At 68.0% G+C, this 18,760-nt stretch carries 13 protein-coding genes, 1 tRNA gene, 1 pseudogene and 1 riboswitch; of the genes and pseudogenes, 11 read left to right on the top strand and 4 right to left on the bottom strand.

Translation table 11 applies throughout. The annotated features are described in order from the left end of the window. Nucleotides 1-114: 114 nt before the first annotated feature. Both IG75_RS0132715 and IG75_RS0132710 read left to right on the top strand, forming a co-directional pair. Nucleotides 115-306, top strand: a pseudogene (locus IG75_RS0132715) (IS256 family transposase); the annotation flags it as partial. Nucleotides 307-552: 246 nt separating this feature from the next. Continuing rightward, nucleotides 553-1,833: a cytochrome P450 gene (locus tag IG75_RS0132710; RefSeq protein ID WP_030525080.1), complete on the top strand. Its 1,281-nt coding sequence runs from the start codon at nucleotides 553-555 to the stop codon at nucleotides 1,831-1,833. 862 nt (nucleotides 1,834-2,695) lie between these two features. Here IG75_RS0132710 and IG75_RS0132705 read toward each other — a convergent pair. Next, nucleotides 2,696-2,772 (bottom strand) — tRNA-Pro (locus tag IG75_RS0132705). Between the two features lie 484 nt (nucleotides 2,773-3,256). Further along, a riboswitch (cobalamin riboswitch) is annotated at nucleotides 3,257-3,487 on the top strand. A gap of 291 nt (nucleotides 3,488-3,778) precedes the next feature. Here IG75_RS0132705 and IG75_RS0132700 point away from each other — a divergent pair. From IG75_RS0132700 to IG75_RS0132685, 4 genes are all read left to right on the top strand, one after another. After that, nucleotides 3,779-5,206, top strand: coding sequence for a short-chain fatty acyl-CoA regulator family protein (locus tag IG75_RS0132700; RefSeq protein WP_030525081.1), 1,428 nt, complete (start codon nucleotides 3,779-3,781; stop codon nucleotides 5,204-5,206). Between the two features lie 962 nt (nucleotides 5,207-6,168). Continuing rightward, nucleotides 6,169-7,674 carry a 2-methylcitrate dehydratase PrpD gene (gene prpD, locus IG75_RS0132695; RefSeq protein ID WP_030525082.1) on the top strand — a complete coding sequence of 502 codons (1,506 nt, stop codon included), beginning with the start codon at nucleotides 6,169-6,171 and terminating at the stop codon, nucleotides 7,672-7,674. Beyond that, nucleotides 7,671-8,585 (top strand): methylisocitrate lyase, encoded by a 915-nt coding sequence (gene prpB, locus IG75_RS0132690; RefSeq protein ID WP_030525083.1) that lies wholly within the window; start codon nucleotides 7,671-7,673, stop codon nucleotides 8,583-8,585. Before prpD ends, prpB begins: the two co-directional genes overlap by 4 nt. After that, complete coding sequence (locus IG75_RS0132685; protein WP_051715409.1) at nucleotides 8,585-9,745, top strand: bifunctional 2-methylcitrate synthase/citrate synthase; 1,161 nt, start codon at nucleotides 8,585-8,587, stop codon at nucleotides 9,743-9,745. Before prpB ends, IG75_RS0132685 begins: the two co-directional genes overlap by 1 nt. Before the next feature lie 22 nt (nucleotides 9,746-9,767). On the opposite strand, the gene IG75_RS0132680 is transcribed toward IG75_RS0132685, so the two are convergent. Beyond that, nucleotides 9,768-10,238, bottom strand: a complete 471-nt coding sequence (locus IG75_RS0132680; RefSeq protein WP_030525085.1) for a DUF6194 family protein — start codon at nucleotides 10,236-10,238, stop codon at nucleotides 9,768-9,770. Between the two features lie 27 nt (nucleotides 10,239-10,265). Between IG75_RS0132680 and IG75_RS0132675 the strand changes: the two genes are divergently transcribed. Then, entirely contained in the window at nucleotides 10,266-11,018 is a 753-nt protein-coding gene (locus tag IG75_RS0132675; protein ID WP_051715406.1) for a MerR family transcriptional regulator, read from the top strand. 10 nt (nucleotides 11,019-11,028) lie between these two features. On the opposite strand, the gene IG75_RS40790 is transcribed toward IG75_RS0132675, so the two are convergent. Both IG75_RS40790 and IG75_RS36790 read right to left on the bottom strand, forming a co-directional pair. Next, nucleotides 11,029-11,382, bottom strand: a complete 354-nt coding sequence (locus IG75_RS40790) for a ferredoxin reductase domain-containing protein (protein WP_307689015.1) — start codon at nucleotides 11,380-11,382, stop codon at nucleotides 11,029-11,031. Next, nucleotides 11,379-12,248, bottom strand: coding sequence for a globin domain-containing protein (locus tag IG75_RS36790; protein ID WP_307689017.1), 870 nt, complete (start codon nucleotides 12,246-12,248; stop codon nucleotides 11,379-11,381). The genes IG75_RS40790 and IG75_RS36790 overlap by 4 nt, the downstream gene beginning before the upstream one ends. 209 nt (nucleotides 12,249-12,457) lie before the next feature. Here IG75_RS36790 and IG75_RS0132665 point away from each other — a divergent pair, with 209 nt between their 5' ends. The 4 genes from IG75_RS0132665 to IG75_RS0132650 all read left to right on the top strand — a co-directional run bounded on the left by IG75_RS0132665 (nucleotide 12,458) and on the right by IG75_RS0132650 (nucleotide 18,587). Further along, on the top strand, nucleotides 12,458-13,066 hold the full coding sequence (locus IG75_RS0132665) for a LysE family translocator (protein ID WP_030525087.1): 609 nt from the start codon (nucleotides 12,458-12,460) through the stop codon (nucleotides 13,064-13,066). Between the two features lie 192 nt (nucleotides 13,067-13,258). Further along, on the top strand, nucleotides 13,259-15,409 hold the full coding sequence (locus IG75_RS0132660) for a catalase (RefSeq protein ID WP_081877283.1): 2,151 nt from the start codon (nucleotides 13,259-13,261) through the stop codon (nucleotides 15,407-15,409). Between the two features lie 219 nt (nucleotides 15,410-15,628). Continuing rightward, nucleotides 15,629-17,653, top strand: a complete 2,025-nt coding sequence (locus IG75_RS0132655) for a CocE/NonD family hydrolase (RefSeq protein WP_030525089.1) — start codon at nucleotides 15,629-15,631, stop codon at nucleotides 17,651-17,653. Further along, nucleotides 17,640-18,587 carry an alpha/beta hydrolase fold domain-containing protein gene (locus tag IG75_RS0132650; protein WP_210436866.1) on the top strand — a complete coding sequence of 316 codons (948 nt, stop codon included), beginning with the start codon at nucleotides 17,640-17,642 and terminating at the stop codon, nucleotides 18,585-18,587. The genes IG75_RS0132655 and IG75_RS0132650 overlap by 14 nt, the downstream gene beginning before the upstream one ends. Nucleotides 18,588-18,760 lie beyond the last annotated feature (173 nt).

The following is an 18,760-nucleotide window of genomic DNA, read 5'->3' as shown; positions in this document are numbered from 1 at the left end:
CGAACACTCCGCCCTGCCCGGCTCTCCGGCCCGGGCCGCGCAACTGCACCGGGACTGTGGGTTTAAGGGTGTTTCCGGTCTGATTCGCTGACCGATGGTCAGCGGGAAGGTGCCGTGATGACGACACTTGATGCTGTGGCGAAGAAGAAGGCCGAGCCCTCGGCCGAGCAACTGGCAGCGGTGGAGCTGGTCCGGATGGCCAAGGAGCAGGGCTTGTCCCTGACCGGGCACGAGGGGCTGCTCCAGCAGTTCACCAAAACAGTCCTCGAAACCGCGTTGAACGAGGAGATGACCGAGCACCCGGGCTTCGAGCCGAACCAGGCACCCGGGTCGCCACTGCTGTAGCCGCGCCGGCGACGGCAAACGCGGTTTCACCGAGCATGGGCACATCTCGATTCGTCATTGCGCCGGCATTCGAATTCGCGAGCGCGGCCTGCTCCCCGCCGACCCGACCACTCCCCGCCGGCCCGGGTTCGGTGTCCAGGTCGATTCCGAGACCCCTACGCCCAGGGGTGCCACCATGGGGAGAACACACCCGGTTCGGAGGCGGTCATGACGCAGACAGGCAGCGCGGCGTCCATTCGGTCCCATCACGAGGTCGATATCTCCAGTTACGAGTTCTGGGAGAGAGACTTCGACGGCCGGGAGGCGGCGTTCGCCCGGTTACGCGCGGCCGAGGGCCTCACCTGGCATGCCCCGCCGGATTCGCTGATCTTCGCCGATCCCGATCCGGGTTTCTGGGCTGTTACACGGTACCGGGATGTCGTGCAGGTCAGCCGGAACCCGGAGATCTTCTCCTCGGAAGACGGCACGACCCTGGGGTATATGCCGCCCGATGTCGAATACCGCACCAAATTCTTCATCGCCCTGGACGCGCCCCGGCACACCCGCTACCGGAAATTGATCAGCTCGGCGTTCACTCCGCGCCAGATCCAGCGGGTGGAAGAGCAGGTCCGCGCCAATGCTACGCGGATCGTCGACGATTTCGTCGCCGATCTGCAGACAGGCGGGACCCTCGATTTCGTCGATGCGGTGTCCCGGAAACTGCCCATGCAGACCATTTCGGAGATGATCGGCATCCCCGAGGCCGACCGCGAGGCGGTCGCGTTCGCGACCGAAGCTCTGTTCGGTACCACCGATCTCGAGTACACGAGTCTCGAGGAGCGCGCCGAGTTCTTCTACCGGCAGATCGGCATCCTCCATTCCGCCGGCACCGGCCTGGCCCGGCGGCGCCGCGCGGAACCGCGCAATGACCTCATGACCGCGATGATCGACGCCGAATTCGACGGGCACCGCCTCAGCGATGAGGACATCGGCGCGTTCATGGTGCTGATCTCCGCCGCCGGCAATGACACCACCAAACAGACCACCTCCCATGCGTTCAAAGCGTTGGTGGAGAATCCGGATCAAATCGATTGGCTGCGTGCGGATCTCGACGGGCGGATGAACACTGCGATCGAGGAATTCATCCGCTGGGGCAGCGTCGTGGTGCACTTCGCCCGCCGAGCGACCCGCGACACCGAGATCGCCGGAACTCCGATCGCGGCAGGTGAGAAGGTCGTGATGTTCTACAGCTCCGCCAACCGCGACGAGTCGGCGTTCGACGATCCGCACGCTTTCGATGTCACCCGCGAACCCAACCACCATGCCGGGTTCGGTGGCGGCGGCCCCCACCACTGCCTCGGCGCCTGGCTGGCCCGCATGGAATTGAAGCATCTGTTCCGGGAGCTGATCACCAAGGTTCCGCCGGTCGAACTCGGCAAACCCGAGTACGGGCACAGCGCGCTCATCCACGGCATCAAACGTATGACGGTCCGGCAGGCCACCCCCTGACCCCGGCCGGTTACCGGAGGCCTTCGGTGCAGCGGCTCGCCCGGTGAGTTGAAGTGTTCCATATCGCAGGGAGCGCACCCGCCGCCACAATGCCCACACCCCAGTACTCCATCCGTAGATCGTAACCTTGCTGGTGAGGGGCGCGGCGGAGACAGTTGGCCAGCGTTGATCGTCCGGACTAGATCGACCACACCATCGAGGGCGTCCGTATCTTCTTGCCGCCTTCGAGTCCACCAAGACGGAGGGCATTCCTCATCTCGCTGAACGTCGCGGGGGGTCCATTCCCTCGCCTGTCCGGTGAGACGGAAGGCATCTTCGATCTCGCTGATCTTCGCAGCGGGCAGAACGCCCGCCCGTTCGATCGGGTCATCCCTGGACATGCTCGTTTGTCCAGACGCTGATCCGGCCACCCACGCCTGGGCGTCTCTATCGGATGCAGCCCCGGCGGGGAGCCGTTTTCGTCGGTGTTCTGCGCGGGGGCCTGTCAGGCGCTGTTACGGTGCCGGAGGATGTAGGGTCCGGCGGGGTCGGTTGGTGGAGGTGTGTGGAGAGTGGCGCGCAAGGGAGTCCGCATCCACCGCCGGCACCGACGAGACGCCGGCGCGTTTACGTGGGTGATGGGGCCCGCACCAGGCCGAATCCGCCGGCACCGCCGACACGATTCGGTTGGCGCGGGAGGCCGGGATCCAGGTGTGCGAATACACCGCTCCCGGGATGACCGGCTGTCACGCTTCCTGGCTGCCCCTGGTCAAGGCCCTGCGACAGCCCGGCGGGGCCGAGATGGTCCCAAATTGGTCCCAAAACTCCGATTGGTGGAATAAGGAAAAACCCCTTCCCATGCAGGTGGGAAGGGGTTTTTCTATGGTCGGGCTGACAGGATTTGAACCTGCGACCACTTGACCCCCAGTCAAGTGCGCTACCAAACTGCGCCACAGCCCGTCGCGCCGTGCGTTCCGGCGCTCGATGAGATTACCTCAGAGGTGTTCGAGACCGGAAATCGGCAGGTTGAGCGGGGTGTTGTCGGATTACCGCCCGCTCTACGCTCGCCCTCCGAGCGCGTGAGGCGCGTGGGCTGCGCTCGCTGTGGTCGTGGCAGGGGTCACGTGCCCTGTGGAATAGCGTCCAGGTGTCTCTGTCGAATCCCCTGCCGGCGTCCGGACAGCCCTGGGCCGCACCCTTTGTCGCTACGAGCGACCACTCGCCGAGAGGCGCTTGTTGGACGTCGGCTTCCCGACCGGACGCCGCTGGGCTCATCGCCCGGCGGCGTTTCGCTGTCATTTCCCGCGGCCTATCTCATCCGATCGCTGGATCAGTGCGTGTCGTGGCCGGTTGTGCCCACCGCCCGACTGGAGTGCGCGCTCGAGCTGGGCATATTCTGGCGGGCGCAGCTGGTTCATCCCGCGCTGCTTTGCTGGGCGTGGGGTGTCGAAGCCTGTCGTCCGGTGTCGGTGACACCGTGGGGCGGGTGAGAGGGAACCCGGTGGGAATCCGGGACTGTCCCGCAGCGGTGAGCGGGAGCGACCGCTGTCACACGCACTGGGCCGGGGGTCCGGGAAGCGACGGCGTGGTAGTAGTAGCCCGGGTGCGGACCCGGGTCGGCCTAGTGAGGTCGGTGCCCGCGAGTCCGAAGACCTGCCGGTTGCGCCGGGCACGCCGTGTCCGGTGGCTGTCGCCTCGCGGATCGGGCGTAACGCCGGCGTTCTATGCATCCGGGCCGGACCCGGATGTGCCGGTCGTGCGCGGGCGCGGGTGGTGGTTGTTGGTGCTATCGATGGAGCGTGCGCCGTGCCGGCCTCTTCGAAGCTGCTCAGCGCGAACAGGAAGGCGCCGCCGGGGTTTCCGCGCGGGCCGGTGCCGGTGGCCCGGTTCGCTGTCGTTGTCGTGCGGACCGCTGTATCGGGCGGTTCGATATCTGTCAGTCGTCTTGCGAGGAAAGGTGCCGTCGGTGGAGAAGATGTACGGCGGGGGCCGGTTGCGTGCGTTGCGGGAGCAGCGGGGGCTGTCCCAGTCGGGGCTGGCCAAGGCGCTCGGGTTGTCGGTGAGCTATGTGAACCAGCTGGAAAACGATCAGCGGCCGCTGACGGTGCCGGTCCTGATGCGGCTGACCTCCACCTTCGATCTGGAGGTGGGGTTCTTCGCGCCGGAGACCGATGCCCGGCTGCTGGCGGACCTGCAGGAGGTGTTCGCCGAGGATCCGGAGACGGCGGCGGTGACCGGTAGCGAACTCGACGATCTGCTGTCCCGGGCGCCGACGGCGGCGCGGCTGCTGATCAGCCAGCATCGGCGGCTGCGTACCGCCGAGGGGCAGCTGGAACAACTCACCGCCGGAAACGACGGTCCGGCGGCGGCCCCGCGCGCCGCGATGCCCTACGAGGACGTGCGCGATTACTTCTACGATCGGCGCAATCACATCCCGGCCCTGGACACCGCCGCGGAGGAACTGTTCACCCGGAGCGGGTTCACGCTGGGCGGGTTGGATCTGCAGCTGGCGCGGCTGCTGCGCGACGAGTTCGGTGTGGCGGTGCGGATCCGTTCGGAGGATCCCGGCAGGCCGGGGCCCAAGCGGGTGTTCGATCCGCAGGCCCGCGTGCTCACCCTCGCGCGGCGTCTGACCGCGGGTCAACGGGCGTTCCAGCTGGCCACGCAGCTGGCGTTCCTCACACAGTCCGGGGTGCTCGACGAACTGCTCGAGGAGACCGGGGTGCTACCGGCGGAGTCGCTGCGGCTGCTGCGGATCGGGCTGGCGAACTACTTCGCCGGCGCGCTGATCCTGCCCTACGGGCGGTTTCTGGACGCGGCCGAGCGGTTGCGCTACGACATCGACCTGCTCTCCGCGCAATTCGAGGTCGGGTTCGAGACGGTCTGTCATCGCCTGTCGACCTTGCAACGGCGGGGGCAACGCGGTGTGCCGTTCTTCTTCGTCCGCACCGACCGGGCGGGAAATATCTCGAAACGGCAGTCCGCTACCGCTTTCCACTTTTCCCGGGTCGGGGGGAGTTGTCCACTGTGGGTGGTGCACGACGCTTTCGCGACCCCGGGGCGGATCCGCACGCAGATCGCCGAGATGCCCGACGGGCGCACTTATCTCTGGCTGGCCCGCACCACCGGGGAGAGCAACCCCGGATACCTCGCACCCGCACGTCATTTCGCCGTCGGTCTCGGATGCGACCTGGCCTTCGCGGAAAAGCTCGTCTACTCGCATGGGCTCCCGGTGCGCGATTCGGCGGTCGCTGTCCCGATCGGCGCCGGCTGCCGGGTCTGTGAACGCACCGTGTGCGCGCAACGGGCGTTCCCGCAGATCGGTCGTCCGCTCGCGGCCGACGAGAACCGTCCGGCGAACACTCCCTATGCACCGGCGAGCAGCACTCGCTGACGTCGCCCGAGCGCCGCGGGCCCATGCCGCCTTCGGTCGAGAGTCGATAGGGAGTGCCGACTGTGCGGCGGGGGCCGGCGATTCCGGGCGCTGGGAGATAGAGCTTGCCGCTCCCGCCGCCGACCCCACGGTGCCGGCGCTGTGGCCGCGTGGCATTGTCGAGGATTCGCCGTAGCGCAGCCATCGGCCGGTGCCTCCGGCGGTGCGTTGCATTCGGTTCGTGCTGAATCCGGCACTGCTCACGCCGATTGACGGCCGGCGCCTCCTGTTCGGCACGGGCATGTTCTCGGACTGCTGGTGCTCGCGGAGCGTCGGCAGGTACGGGTTACCGGTATCCCCGGTGAATTGCGGTCGGCGGGGGCGAGCTCTGTAGGCGGGATGCTGTGACCTCCAGTGGCAATTGGTGGTGCGTGACAGACATCGGGTCGTTGTCCAGGACAAGACCCGGAGGCGTTCGGGATGCGTCGGCAGGTGCGGGAGGACCCTGGCGGTGCATGACTCCGGGTGGCGTGCCGTAGCCGCGCGGATCGCCGCCGTGTCCGGCCCGGCGACGTGCGCCTTGCGAGCGCACAACGACTTCGTCGCCGAATTGTCGGTGGGAAATTCGAGGATTATTCGTGTGCATTTTCGGATCGATACCGCAAAGATTCCGATGCGTGCCGGAATCGGACGCGTGGATTTCCGTGAACTGGTATTTCCCCCTATCTACGGTTTGCCACCGTGTACGCACCGTTCATCTCGATGTGCGCGCGGGCGGCCCTGCTGCGTCACCGGATCGTGCACTCGGCCCGCCGCCGGTGGTGTCAGCGCAGGTCCGGTCGTATGCCGACCTTCCGCAACTTCCGCAAATTCGCAGAATTGATTCTGCAGAATTCCCCTTCTGCAACCCGTTTCCGCCGACCCGGACTCTCGGTAGCGTGCGAATCGAGTGAATTCCACCGATCGCCTGGAGGCCCTGGACCGTGAAGAATCATCTCGTCCGCACCCACCGTTCCGCGGAACATTTCCCTCGCGAAGAGCATCTGGCGTGGCAGATCGCCGAGGTGGCGACCGATCCGGTGGAAGTCGCCCCGGAGACCGCGGAAATGATCGTCAACCGGATCATCGACAATGCCGCCGTCGCCGCGGCCGCGCTGACCCGGCGCCCGGTCGCCAATGCCCGGGCCCAGGCGCTGGCGCATCCCTACCTGCCGGGGGCGACCGTGTTCGGTGCCGCGGGCCGGTTCTCGCCGGAATGGGCGGCCTGGGCCAACGGTGTGGCGGTCCGCGAACTCGACTTCCACGACACCTTCCTGGCCGCGGAATACTCCCACCCCGGCGACAATATTCCGGCGATCCTGGCGGTCGCCCAGCACGCCGGCCGCACCGGTCGTGACCTGCTCCGTGGTCTGGCGACCGGCTACGAGATCCAGATCGACCTGGTGCGGTCGATCTGCCTGCACGAGCACAAGATCGATCACGTGGCCCATCTCGGCCCCTCGGCCGCGGCCGGTATCGGCACGCTGCTCGGCCTCGACACCGAGACCGTCTATCAGGCCATCGGCCAGGCCCTGCACACCACCACCGCGACCCGCCAGTCGCGGAAGGGCGACATCTCGAGCTGGAAGGCCTACGCCCCGGCGTTCGCCGGGAAGATGGCGGTGGAGTCCGTCGATCGCGCGCTGCGCGGGGAGGGGGCGCCCGCGCCGATCTGGGAGGGCGAGGACGGGGTGATCGCCTGGTTGCTCGGGGGCCCGGAGGCGGAGTACACGGTGCCGCTGCCGGGTCCGGGGGAGCCCAAGCGGGCGATCCTCGAGTCCTACACCAAGGAGCATTCCGCGGAGTATCAGAGTCAGGCACCGATCGACCTCGCCCGCCGGCTGCGTGCGCGGATCGGGGACCTGGACCGGATCGCCTCCATCGTCCTGCACACCAGCCACCACACCCATGTGGTGATCGGCACCGGATCGAACGATCCGCAGAAGTTCGATCCGCGGGCCTCGCGGGAAACGCTCGACCATTCGGTGCCCTACATCTTCGCTGTCGCCCTGCAGGACGGCACCTGGCACCATGAGCGGTCCTATGCGCCCGAGCGCGCGCAGCGCCCCGACACCGTGGAACTGTGGCGCAAGATCTCCACCGCGGAGGATCCGGAGTGGACCCGTCGCTACCACTCCACCGATCCGCGCGAGAAAGCGTTCGGCGCCCGTGCCGAGGTCACCCTGAACAGCGGTGAGGTGATCGTCGACGAACTCGCGGTCGCCGACGCCCACCCACTCGGCGCGCGGCCCTTCGCCCGCGACGAGTACATCGCCAAATTCCGCACCCTCGCCGAGGGCGTGGTCGAACCGGCCGAGCAGGACCGCTTCCTCGAGGTGGCCCAGCGTACGGGGGAGCTGTCCGCGGACGAACTGTCCCGGCTGACTTTCACCGTCTCGCCGGATGTGCTCGACCGCGCACCGCGTTCCCCGAAGGGACTGTTCCGATGACCGGGCCGCTCGCGGCGCCGACGCCCGCGGCGGACAAGCGTGCCGCGTTCCGTGCCGGCCTGGCCTCCGGGCGCATCCACCGCTTCCCCGGCGCCTTCAACCCCCTGGTGGCGACCCTGATCCAGGAGATCGGCTTCGACGGTGTGTACGTCTCGGGCGCCGTGTTGTCGGCCGAACTGGGTCTGCCGGATATCGGCCTGACCACGCTCACCGAGGTGTCGGGACGCGGGCAGCAGATCGCCCGGGTCACCGATCTGCCGGTGCTCATCGATGCCGATACCGGTTTCGGCGAGCCGATGAACGCCGCCCGGACGGTCACCGTCCTCGAAGACGCCGGGATCGCCGGCTGCCATTTCGAGGATCAGGTCAACCCGAAACGCTGCGGACATCTCGACGGCAAGGCGGTCGTCTCCACCGCGGAGATGGTCCGTCGGCTGCGGGCCGCCGTCTCCGCCCGCCGCGATCCGGACTTCGTGATCTGCGCGCGTACCGATGCCGCGGGAATCGAGGGAATCGACGCGGCGATCGAGCGGGCGCAGGCCTATGCCGAGGCCGGTGCGGACCTGATCTTCACCGAGGCACTGCGCACGCCCACGGAATTCGAGAAGTTCCGCGATGCGGTGGATACTCCGCTGCTGGCGAATATGACCGAATTCGGTAAATCGGAGCTGTTCCCGGCCGCGACCCTCGAATCCATCGGATACAACGTGGTGATCTATCCGGTCTCCACGCTGCGGCTGGCGATGTATGCCGCGGAGGCGGGCCTGCGCGAAATCTACGCCGCGGGTACGCAATCCGGACTGCTGGACCGTATGCAGCCCCGCAGCCGCCTGTACGAACTGCTCCGGTACGAGCGCTACAGCGAATTCGATACGGACATATTCGATTTCACTCTGGGAAGGGACCAGTGATGAGCACAGCGTCGCTCGGCGAGCCGGTGCGGGGTGGGGCCGATGCCGTGATATCGACCATCTACAAAGGTCTGGCGGGCGTGGTCGTCGATACCACCGCGATCTCGAAGGTCGTGCCGGAAACCAATTCGCTCACCTACCGCGGGTACGCGGTGCAGGATCTGGCCGCCCACTGCTCCTTCGACCAGGTGGCATATCTGCTCTGGTACGGCGAACTTCCCGGCCACGCCGAGCTGGAGCGGTTCCGGCAGCGGGAACGGGCCTCGCGCCGCGCCGACCGGTCGCTGCTGTCGCTGGTGGCGAAATTGCCGGAGACCTGCCACCCCATGGACGTCGTCCGGACCGCCATCAGTTACCTCGGTGCCGAGGACCCCGCCGAGGAGGACAATTCGGCGCAGGCCAATCGCGCCAAGGCGCTGCGGATGTTCGCGGTGCTGCCGACGATCGTCGCGGCCGATCACCGCCGTCGCCACGGTCTCGATCCGATCGCACCGCATTCCCACCTCGGTTACGCCGAGAACTTCCTGCACATGTGTTTCGGGACCGTCCCTGCGCCGGAGCTGGTGCAGGCCTTCGAGGTCTCGCTGATCCTCTACGCCGAGCACAGCTTCAATGCCTCCACGTTCGCCGCCCGCGTGGTCACCTCGACGCTGTCGGATATCTACAGCGCCGTCACCGCCGCCATCGGCGCGCTCAAGGGCCCGTTGCACGGCGGCGCCAATGAGGCCGTCATGCAGCACATGATCGAGATCGGTGACCCGGCGCTGGCCGGGCAGTGGCTGCGCGACAGGCTGGCCAGGAAGGAGAAGGTGATGGGTTTCGGCCATCGGGTCTACAAGAACGGTGACTCCCGGGTGCCCACCATGAAACAGGCCTTCCTGGATATCGCCGCGGCCACCGACGGACAGCGGTGGGTGCGGATGTACGAGGCCCTCGAGCGCGCCATGGACGAGGCCACCGGGATCGAGCCGAATCTCGATTTCCCGACCGGCCCCGCCTACCACCTGCTCGGCTTCGATATCGAGGTCTTCACGCCGATATTCGTCATGAGCCGGATCACCGGATGGACCGCCCACATCATCGAACAGGGTGAATCCAATGCGTTGATCCGGCCGCTGAGCGAATACGTGGGCGTCGCGCAACGCCCGGTCGTGGCCTGAGGCCGAAACCGGGACGGACCGGTTACCGGATCCCGGACCGCCGTTGGGTACGTACCCGGGCCCGGTCGTGGGCGACCGCCAGAAGTTCCCGCACGGTGTCGGCGGTGTTCGGACCCGGCGCCACCACGGCCAGCCAGCCGAGCTCGCCGTACACCGGATGGGCGATCACGGTATCGGTCACGGCGGGGTCCGTGCCCGCGGGTTCCGGGTCGCGGGGAGCGCGGCCGGTCCAGGTGGTGAACAGCTCTCTACCGACGTGGATGTTCACCCGGAAGACGCCGGGCCGGTCGAGCCGGGACCGCTCGTCGCCGGGATAGTCCTTGGTGACGAGGGTCGCGAAGGGCTGGGTATTGGCCGGGACCGCGCCGTCGGGCGCGTAGAAGAAGAACGCGTCACCCCACGCGATCTCGGGGGTGCCGTCGCCGGGGCGGGGTTGCTGGGTCAGTACGCCGTCGCGGGCGCCGAGGTATTCGATGATCTCGTCGAAAGTCATGCCTTCGAGCGTTACATTGAAGTGCTTATGGAGAGTTGTGACAAGAAACAGCTGGAAAGCGCGACCCGAAGTCGCAACTCCGCAGGTCTGCGGACCGCCGATATCGCCCGCGCTACCGGGTACTCGGTTCAGCAGATCCGCAACCTCGAACATGACGGTGTGCTCCCGCCCGTGCCGCGTACATCCAGCGGGTACCGGGTGTACGGGGAAGCCCATCTGTGGTCGGTCCGGGCCTATCGCGCGCTGGCGGCCGGCGTCGGCCCGGTCGAAGCGAAACGGATTCTGCGCGCGGCGCGGGAGCGGGGCCCGTCCCGGCTGTTCGCGCTGCTGGATCGCGCACACGCCGAACTGGACCGGGAACGCCGGGACCTCGCGTTCGCGCGGGAGGCGGCCCGGTCCATCGCCGGCGAGCCACTCGGCGATATCCGGCCGGCCGACGATATGAGCATCTCCGAACTGTCCCGCGCGCTCGGGATCCGGCCCTCGACCCTGCGGCACTGGGACGCCGAGGGGCTGGTCGTTCCGCAGCGCGCCGAGGGCGCGACCCGCCGGTACCTGCCCGGTGATGTCCGGATCGCGCGGCTGGTCCACCAGTTCCGCCTCGCCGGGTACGGCATCTCCGCGCTGCGGGAACTGATTCCCTCGTTGCGGGGCGCCCACGGCTGGGACGAGATCGGCCGGGCCCTGGCGGCACGGGACTCCGGGCTCGACGCCCGGTCCGCGGCCCTGTTCGAGGCCGGTGCCGCGTTGCACATACTGCTGCGTACGGAGCGCGGCTGACGTCTCCGGGTCAGGCGGTGTTGTCCCGCCAGTCGGTCGGGCCGAACTGCTCGGTGCGGATCCGTTCGGACGGGATACCGTGCTCCAGCAGTGTGCCGCGGACGGTGTGCAGGAAGGTGGTGGGGCCGCAGAGGAGGAACTCGGCGTCGCCGGGGAAAGCGGAGGCATCGAGGTCGAACTTGCCGGGCGCGAGATCATCGATGTGGTCGCGATAGCGCCACCGCAGGCCCAGTGCGGGGAGCCGGGTGGCCAGGGCGGCCAGCCGGTTGGCCAGCGGCCGGGTGCCGGGGGAGCGGTCGGTGTGATCCAGATGCACCTGCCGGCCCGGGGCATGGGTGGCCAGGTATTCGAGAATGCCGATCATCGGCGTGATTCGATACCGGCCGAGATCAGGATGAGCGGTGTCGTGGCGCCGGGGTCCACGGTGACATCACCGAACGGCAGCGTGATCGTCAGGGTGTCACCGAGCCCGATCCGGTTGTACAACCAGGTCGAGACCTCGCCGGCGGGCCGCCCGGCCGCGGGATCGACGCGTTTCACCGCGAATACGAGACGTCCGTCCCCGGGCAGGCCGAGCAGGCTGTACTGCCGCAGCTGGCGGGCGCCGTCGGCCAGCGGGATGCCCACCGAGATGTACTGGCCCGGAGCGTATCCGGGGAACGGCCGGACCGGATCGGCGGATTCGACGGTGAACACCGCGACGCCGGCGGGATCGTCTTCCCGGGCGGTCACCAGCGCCTCCCGGAAGACCGCGCCCGGCGCGACCCCGGACTCCGCGTAGAGCCGGTTCTCCAGGGCGATGAGCGCGTCGGCCATCAGCCAGTACACGCGGTCCCAGGCGGCGGCGATCGGTTCGGTGACCACCTCGGCACCGAGAACCGCGACGATGGCCGCAAAGAGGTGTTCGTGGACCACGTCGTACTGCTCGGCGGTGATCCCGAGGGACGCGTGTTTGTGGCCGATCCGGGAGAGCATCGAGTCCGGCTGCGGGGCAGTGGGATCGATCAGCCGGGCGGCGAAGCGGGCGATGGACGCCGCCAGCGCGCGCGGCTGGCTGCCCTGGGCCTGGTCGCCACGGTTGAACAGGTCACGGCCGAGCTGCGGATGCCGGTCGAACAGGTCGCGGTAGAAGGTGGCGGTGATCGCGTCGAGATTCGCCTCGACCAGTGGCAGCGTGGCACGGACGATATCGGCGTGCCGGTCATCGAGACCGGGCGGCGTGGTGGTCATATCGGTGTCCTTCACTCCACCGCAGCGCTTGCCTGCGGCTTGCGCCCACGGCGGTTGTACTCAACGGATCAAGCATTTACATAGTGACCTATATGCCCAGCTAACCAGAGTTGATTGGCGAGAATTATCAGTCACTTCTTCGGTCTGTTCGCGATCGAGGGCGCCCTGACGCGCCGATTCGGCGTCCGCCTGCGGGGTAGTCCGGCGAGGTGACAGTGCACGAATATGTCGGCTACCTCGCGGTCGTGGTCCTCGTCGTGCTGGCGCCCGGGCCGGATACGGTGATCACCCTTCAGCACTCGGTGCTGGGTGGGCTCCGCGGCGGCGCCCGGGCGGTGGCGGGTATCTGCGCCGCCAGTCTCGTACAGGGCAGTGCGGCGGCACTGGGTGTGGGAGCGCTGATCACCGGATCGCAACCGGTGTTCACGGCATTGCGGTGGCTCGGCGCGGCCTATCTGTGCTTCCTCGGGGTGCGGGCGCTGTGGTCCGCCTGCCGCGGTGACGGTCCCGGATGGGCGGTCGACGCCGGCGGTGACCGCGCGTTACGCGCCGGATTCCTCAGCAATATCACCAATCCGAAGATCCTTGCCCTGTATCTATCCGTCCTCCCGCAGTTTCTGCACGCGGATTCCGGTATCACCCACGCCTTGCTGCTGGCCTATACCGTGGCCGTGCTCGGGTCGCTGTGGTTGCTGTGCCTCGCGGCATTCGTCCACCGGGTCCGGCCCTGGTTGGCCCGCCGGGTGGTGCGACGGCTGCTGGACGCCGTGGCGGGGGCGGCGCTGGTGACCTTCGGGGCGCGCCTGGCGAGCGACTGAGCCCGGTTCCCGGCCGGGCGCCGGGGCCATACCCGACCGGTACGAGAGCGCCGGCCCCGGACCGGAGAACCGCGGGATTCGGGCGCTCACCGGGCACTGTTTAGCACCGCCCCTGCGGGGAAGCCGCCCGACCAGGGCGAGTTGCGCCCGGATCGGGGACACCAGGTCATCCCGCCAGCGAGGAGGACACTTATGGACCGAACATCACAGCCGTCCGCCGACCCTGCCGCGTCCGATGCGCAGCAGCAGGCGCTCGGTGAAGGGCGTGGGGGCGACGACCCGAAACAGCGGCAGCTCGATCCGCTGCGGCAGGATCGCGAGAGCGGGTACCTCACCACCCAGCAGGGGGTGCGCGTCGACCACACCGACGACGCGCTGACCGTCGGCGAGCGCGGCCCCACCCTCGTCGACGATTTCCACGCCCGGGAGAAGATCACCCATTTCGATCACGAGCGAATTCCGGAGCGGGTGGTCCATGCCCGCGGCGCGGGCGCGTACGGATACTTCCGCCCATACGACGATTCGCTGGCCGACTACACGGTCGCGAAATTCCTGACCGATCCGCAGCTGCGCACGCCGGTCTTCGTCCGGTTCTCCACGGTCGCCGGGTCCCGGGGTTCCTCCGACACGGTCCGTGACGTGCGCGGATTCGCCACCAAGTTCTATACTCCGCAAGGGAATTACGATCTGGTGGGCAACAACTTCCCGGTGTTCTTCATCCAGGACGGCATCAAATTCCCCGATTTCGTGCACGCGGTGAAGCCCGAACCGCACAACGAGATCCCCCAGGCCCAGTCGGCCCACGACACGCTCTGGGATTTCGTGGCCGCCCAGCCGGAAACCCTGCACGCCATCATGTGGCTCATGTCCGATCGTGCGCTGCCGCGGAGCTACCGGATGATGCAGGGTTTCGGTGTGCACACCTTCCGGCTGGTGAACGCGGAGGGGCGGGGAACTTTCGTGAAGTTCCACTGGAAGCCGAGTCTGGGTGTGCACTCACTGCTGTGGGATGAATGCCAGCAGGTGGCGGGCCGCGACCCCGACTACAACCGGCGCGATCTCTGGGACAATATCGAGGCCGGAAACTTCCCGCGCTGGGAGCTGGGCGTGCAGCTCGTTCCCGAGGAGCAGGAATTCGACTTCGATTTCGACCTGCTCGATGCCACCAAGATCATCCCGGAGGAGCAGGTGCCGGTGCGCCCGGTCGGCGAGCTGGTGCTGGACCGCAACCCGGACAATTTCTTCGCCGAAACCGAGCAGATCGCCTTCCATACGGCCAATATCGTGCCCGGTATCGATTTCACCAACGACCCGCTGCTGCAGCTGCGCAACTTCTCCTACCTGGACACCCAGCTGATCCGGTTGGGCGGCCCGAATTTCGCGCATCTGCCGGTGAACCGCCCGCTGGCCGACGTCCGTACCCATCAGCAGGACGGATACAGCCGCCACGATATTCCGCACGGCCGGGCGTTCTACACCAAGAACACGCTCGGCGGCGGCTGTCCCGCGCTGGCCGACGAGGACGTCTATCGCCACTACACGCGCCGGGTGGAGGGCGAGACGATCCGGGCCCGCAGCGAGAGCTTCAAGGAGTACTACCGGCAGCCGCGCATGTTCTGGCGCAGTATGACCGAGCCGGAGGCCACCCATATCGTCGAAGCGTTCGCGTTCGAACTCGGTAAATGCCGGGAGGTCGAGATCAGGACCCGGGTGCTGGACGAGCTGGTACGCGTCGACCCCGACCTGGCCGGCCGGGTGGCGAGCGAACTGGGCCTGCCGGCTCCGGCCGCGCAGGAGGTGTCCGAGGTCGCGCTGTCACCCGCACTGTCCCAGCTGAAGGATCCCCCGCAGACCATCGCCACCCGTCAGATCGCGATCCTGGCCACCGACGGGGTGGATACCGCGAGTGTGGAACAGTTGCGCAGCGCCCTCGCCGATCGCGGTGCCGTCACCGAGGTCCTCGCACCGCACGGCGGTGAACTGCGCGGAACCGGCGGGAATGCCCTGGCCGTGGACCGAGCCCTGGCGACCATGGCCTCGGTCCTCTACGACGCCGTCGTGGTCGCCGGGGGCGACGAATGCGCGCGCGCCCTCGCCGCGGCGGGTCCGGCCGTGCACTTCGTCACCGAGGCGTACAAGCACGCGAAGCCGGTCGCCGCGCTGGGCGCGGGCATCGAGGTGCTGCGGGCAGGCGGTATCGCGGAGCCCCCGCAGCCGGACACCCCCGCCGACGGGGTACTGCGCAGCGGTGACACGGTGTCCGACGGTTTCACCGAAGCGTTCGCCACGCTGCTCGCGGGGCACCGGATCTGGGAACGGGACACCAACAGCATTCCGGCCTGAGGCCGTCGTACCGGTGCCGTCTCGTCCGGGGCGGCACCGGTACAGCGCACACCGCGCCGGCGCTCCCGGTGTAGCCGGGGCGCGAGCGGGTAGGCGGTGTGCGGGTTCGACGAGAAGTGAAGATCCGCGCCGGCCACCGCACGGGACGCTGTCCGCGTGTGGTGGGCCGCCGTGCCCGCGGCGCGGCCGGACGGATCGTGAGCACGACGAGGAGGATCGATGCGGACAGTGACATCGCTGCCCCAGCAGATCACCGTGGACGAACACCTGTGGATCCCGATGTCGGACGGAACCAGACTGGCGGCCAAGGTGTGGCGGCCGGTCGCCGCCGACGACCGGCCGGTCCCCGGCATCCTGGAATACATCCCCTACCGGAAACGGGATCTGTCCGCGGTCCGGGATTCCATTCACCACCCCTACATGGCGGGCCACGGATACGCCTGCGTCCGAGTCGATCTGCGCGGCACCGGGGAGTCCGAGGGCGTACTCGTGGACGAATACCTCGACCGAGAGCATCGCGATGCCGAGGATGTCATGGAGTGGATGGCCGCGCAGCCCTGGTGCGACGGCCGGATCGGGATGATGGGTATCTCCTGGGGCGGGTTCAACTCGCTGCAGATCGCGGCCCGCAAACCACCGCACCTGCAGGCCATCGTCATCTCCTCGTTCACCGACGATCGCTATTCCGACGATATGCACTACATGGGCGGCGCACTGCTGTCGGACAATATCGCCGAATCCGCCACCATGTTCGCCTACAGCACCCTGCCGCCCGATCCGGCGCTGGTCGGCGACCGCTGGCGCGATATGTGGTTCGAGCGGCTGGAGAACTGCAGTCTGTGGGCGGCCAACTGGCTCGAACACCAGCGGCGCGACGACTATTGGCGCCGGGCCTCGGTGTGTGAGGACTATGCCGCCGTCCAGGTGCCGGTTCTGGCCTCGAGCGGGTGGGCCGACGGCTATTCGAACGCGGTCGGCCGGCTGCTCGCCAACCTGGACGTCCCGCGCAAGGGACTGATCGGTCCCTGGTCGCACAAGTATCCGCATCTGGGCGAGCCCGGACCCGCCATCGGGTATCTCCAGGAAGTCGTGCGCTGGTGGGATCACTGGCTCAAGGATGTCGACAACGGTGTGCTCGACGGACCGGTGTTGCAGACCTGGATGCAGGAGAGCGTGCCGCCGTCGACCGCCTACGAGGACCGGCCCGGCCGGTGGGTGGGGGAGCCGGAATGGCCCTCGCCGAATATCGAGTTCACCGAATACCCGCTGGGGCGGTACCGGATCGCCGAGCCCGGCGAGGAGGTGGCGCAGGTGGCGCTGCCGGTCGAATCGCCGCTGTCGGTCGGGCAGTTCGCCGGAAAGTGGGCGTCCTACAACGCCCCGCCCGACCTGCCCTACGACCAGCGCGAGGAGGACGGCGGCTCACTGGTGTTCGAGACCGACGCCCTCGCACAACGATGCGAGATCCTGGGCGCGCCGACGGTGACTCTCGAGGTGTCGGCGGACAAACCGGTCGCCATGGTCGCGGCCAGGTTGTCCGATGTGGCGCCGGACGGCCGAGCGACCCGGGTGACCTACGGCCTGCTCAATCTGACCCACCGGGACGGTCACGACGATCCCCGGCCGCTGGAGCCCGGCGAGCGCTACCACGTCACTGTGCAGCTCAATGCCGTGGCCCAGGCATTTCCGGCGGGCCACCGGATCCGGCTGTCGCTGTCGACGTCGTACTGGCCGCTGGCCTGGCCGCCGCCGGAGCCCGCGCAGGTCACCGTGCACACGGCGGGGAGCAGTCTGCGACTGCCGATCCGGCCGATGGCCGGTGCCGAGGAAGGATCGGTGCAGCCGTTCGGTGAGCCCGAGGGCGCGCAACCGATGGCGGTGACACATATCAGTCCCGGTGAGCAGAAATGGACGGTGTCCCGCGACCTGGTCGACTATCGGTCCGCCCTGGAGATCGTCAAGGACGCCGGCCTGGTCCGCTATGACGAACACGAGCTGGAAGTGGACCGGAAGGTCCGGGAACGCTACGGCTGGCAGGCCGACGACTTCTGCTCGGCCACCGCGGAGACCGCGTGGTCGATGAGTTTCGGCCGCGGGGAGTGGCGCACCAGGACCGAGACCCGTACCCGGGTCACCTGCACGCCCACCCATTTCCTGGTGCACGCCGAACTCGACGGTTTCGAGGGGGAGCAACGCACTTTCTCGCGGAACTGGGACAGGAGGATCCCGCGTGACCACGTCTGAGGTGCGGTCGGCGGTGCCCGAGGAGTCCGCTGCGACCAGTCTGCGCGGCCGGATGCTGATCGCCGCCCTGCGGCTGACCCGGGCCGGTAAACCCTTCTCCAGTGCCGAGGCCCTGCGCGAGAGCATCCGCGAGAGCCAGCAGCCCGCGCGGGACCGGCCGCCGGCCGCGCTGGGGCGGCGGCACCGGGTCGGCTGCCGGGAGATACACGGGCGGCCGGTCTACACGATCCGGCCACGAGCCGCGGGTACCTCCCGGCACGTGATGTACCTGCATGGAGGCGCCTACGTCCACCAGATCCAGCGCGACCACTGGAAATTCCTGTCGCGATTGATCGACGAGACCGGATGCACGGTGACGGTTCCGCTCTACCCGCTCGCCCCGGAGAACCACCCCCGCGACACCTTCTCCATGGTGCTCGCCGCGCACGACGCGGCCTTCGCCGGCGCCGCGTCGCACGACAAGGTGCTGATGGGGGATTCGGCCGGGGGAGCGCTGGCGCTGGTGCTGGCCCGCGCGCTCGGTGCGGCCGGTGGGGTGGAACCGAAGGAGGTGGTGCTGATCTCCCCGTGGCTCGATGTGACCATGACCGACCCGTGGGCCCGGGAGCTCGATCCCAGTGACCCCTACCTCGGTGTCGCGGGCCTGACCGAGGCCGGCCGGCTGTACGCGGGTGACCTCGACAGAACCGATCCGTTGATCAGCCCGCTGTACGCCCCGGCCGCGACGCCCGGAGAGCTGAGCCTGTTCATCGGCACCAGGGATGTCCTGCTCGCGGATGCGCGCCGGTTCCGTACGCGGTGTGCCGCCGAGGGCGTCGCACTCGAATACCACGAATTCGCCGGAATGTTCCATGCCTGGCCGCTGGCCGATATCCCGGAGGCCCGGCGGGCACGGGGCGACCTGGTACGAATCGTGAATCGTCCGCCGTCGTGACAATCTCTTCGTGCCCCCGGCCGCTTCGTTTTCCGGACGGTTCCGGGGGCGCGATTTCGTTCACCGGCCGAAGTGTTTGAGCTCGGGACATATGGTTAGCCGGTCTGCGTGAGGAAAAATATTTTCGTACCTGCTCTGACCGATTCCCAGCGCGATGAAATCTCGACCGTGGA

This window comes from Nocardia rhamnosiphila NBRC 108938, from assembly GCF_000720425.1.
In the GTDB taxonomy this organism is placed as follows: Bacteria; Actinomycetota; Actinomycetes; order Mycobacteriales; family Mycobacteriaceae; genus Nocardia; species Nocardia rhamnosiphila.
The sequence above is the reverse complement of the archived record's forward strand: the minus strand, read 5'-3'. Positions and strand labels throughout refer to the sequence as shown.

Coding starts and splice junctions, on each gene's coding strand:
- IG75_RS0132710 (WP_030525080.1), top strand. CDS start 553: ATGACGCAGACAGGCAGCGCGGCGTCCATTCGGTCCCATCACGAGGTC.
- prpB (WP_030525083.1), top strand. CDS start 7,671: ATGACCGGGCCGCTCGCGGCGCCGACGCCCGCGGCGGACAAGCGTGCC.
- IG75_RS0132685 (WP_051715409.1), top strand. CDS start 8,585: ATGAGCACAGCGTCGCTCGGCGAGCCGGTGCGGGGTGGGGCCGATGCC.
- IG75_RS0132680 (WP_030525085.1), bottom strand. CDS start 10,238: ATGACTTTCGACGAGATCATCGAATACCTCGGCGCCCGCGACGGCGTA.
- IG75_RS0132675 (WP_051715406.1), top strand. CDS start 10,266: ATGGAGAGTTGTGACAAGAAACAGCTGGAAAGCGCGACCCGAAGTCGC.
- IG75_RS40790 (WP_307689015.1), bottom strand. CDS start 11,382: ATGATCGGCATTCTCGAATACCTGGCCACCCATGCCCCGGGCCGGCAG.
- IG75_RS36790 (WP_307689017.1), bottom strand. CDS start 12,248: ATGACCACCACGCCGCCCGGTCTCGATGACCGGCACGCCGATATCGTC.
- IG75_RS0132660 (WP_081877283.1), top strand. CDS start 13,259: ATGGACCGAACATCACAGCCGTCCGCCGACCCTGCCGCGTCCGATGCG.
- IG75_RS0132655 (WP_030525089.1), top strand. CDS start 15,629: ATGCGGACAGTGACATCGCTGCCCCAGCAGATCACCGTGGACGAACAC.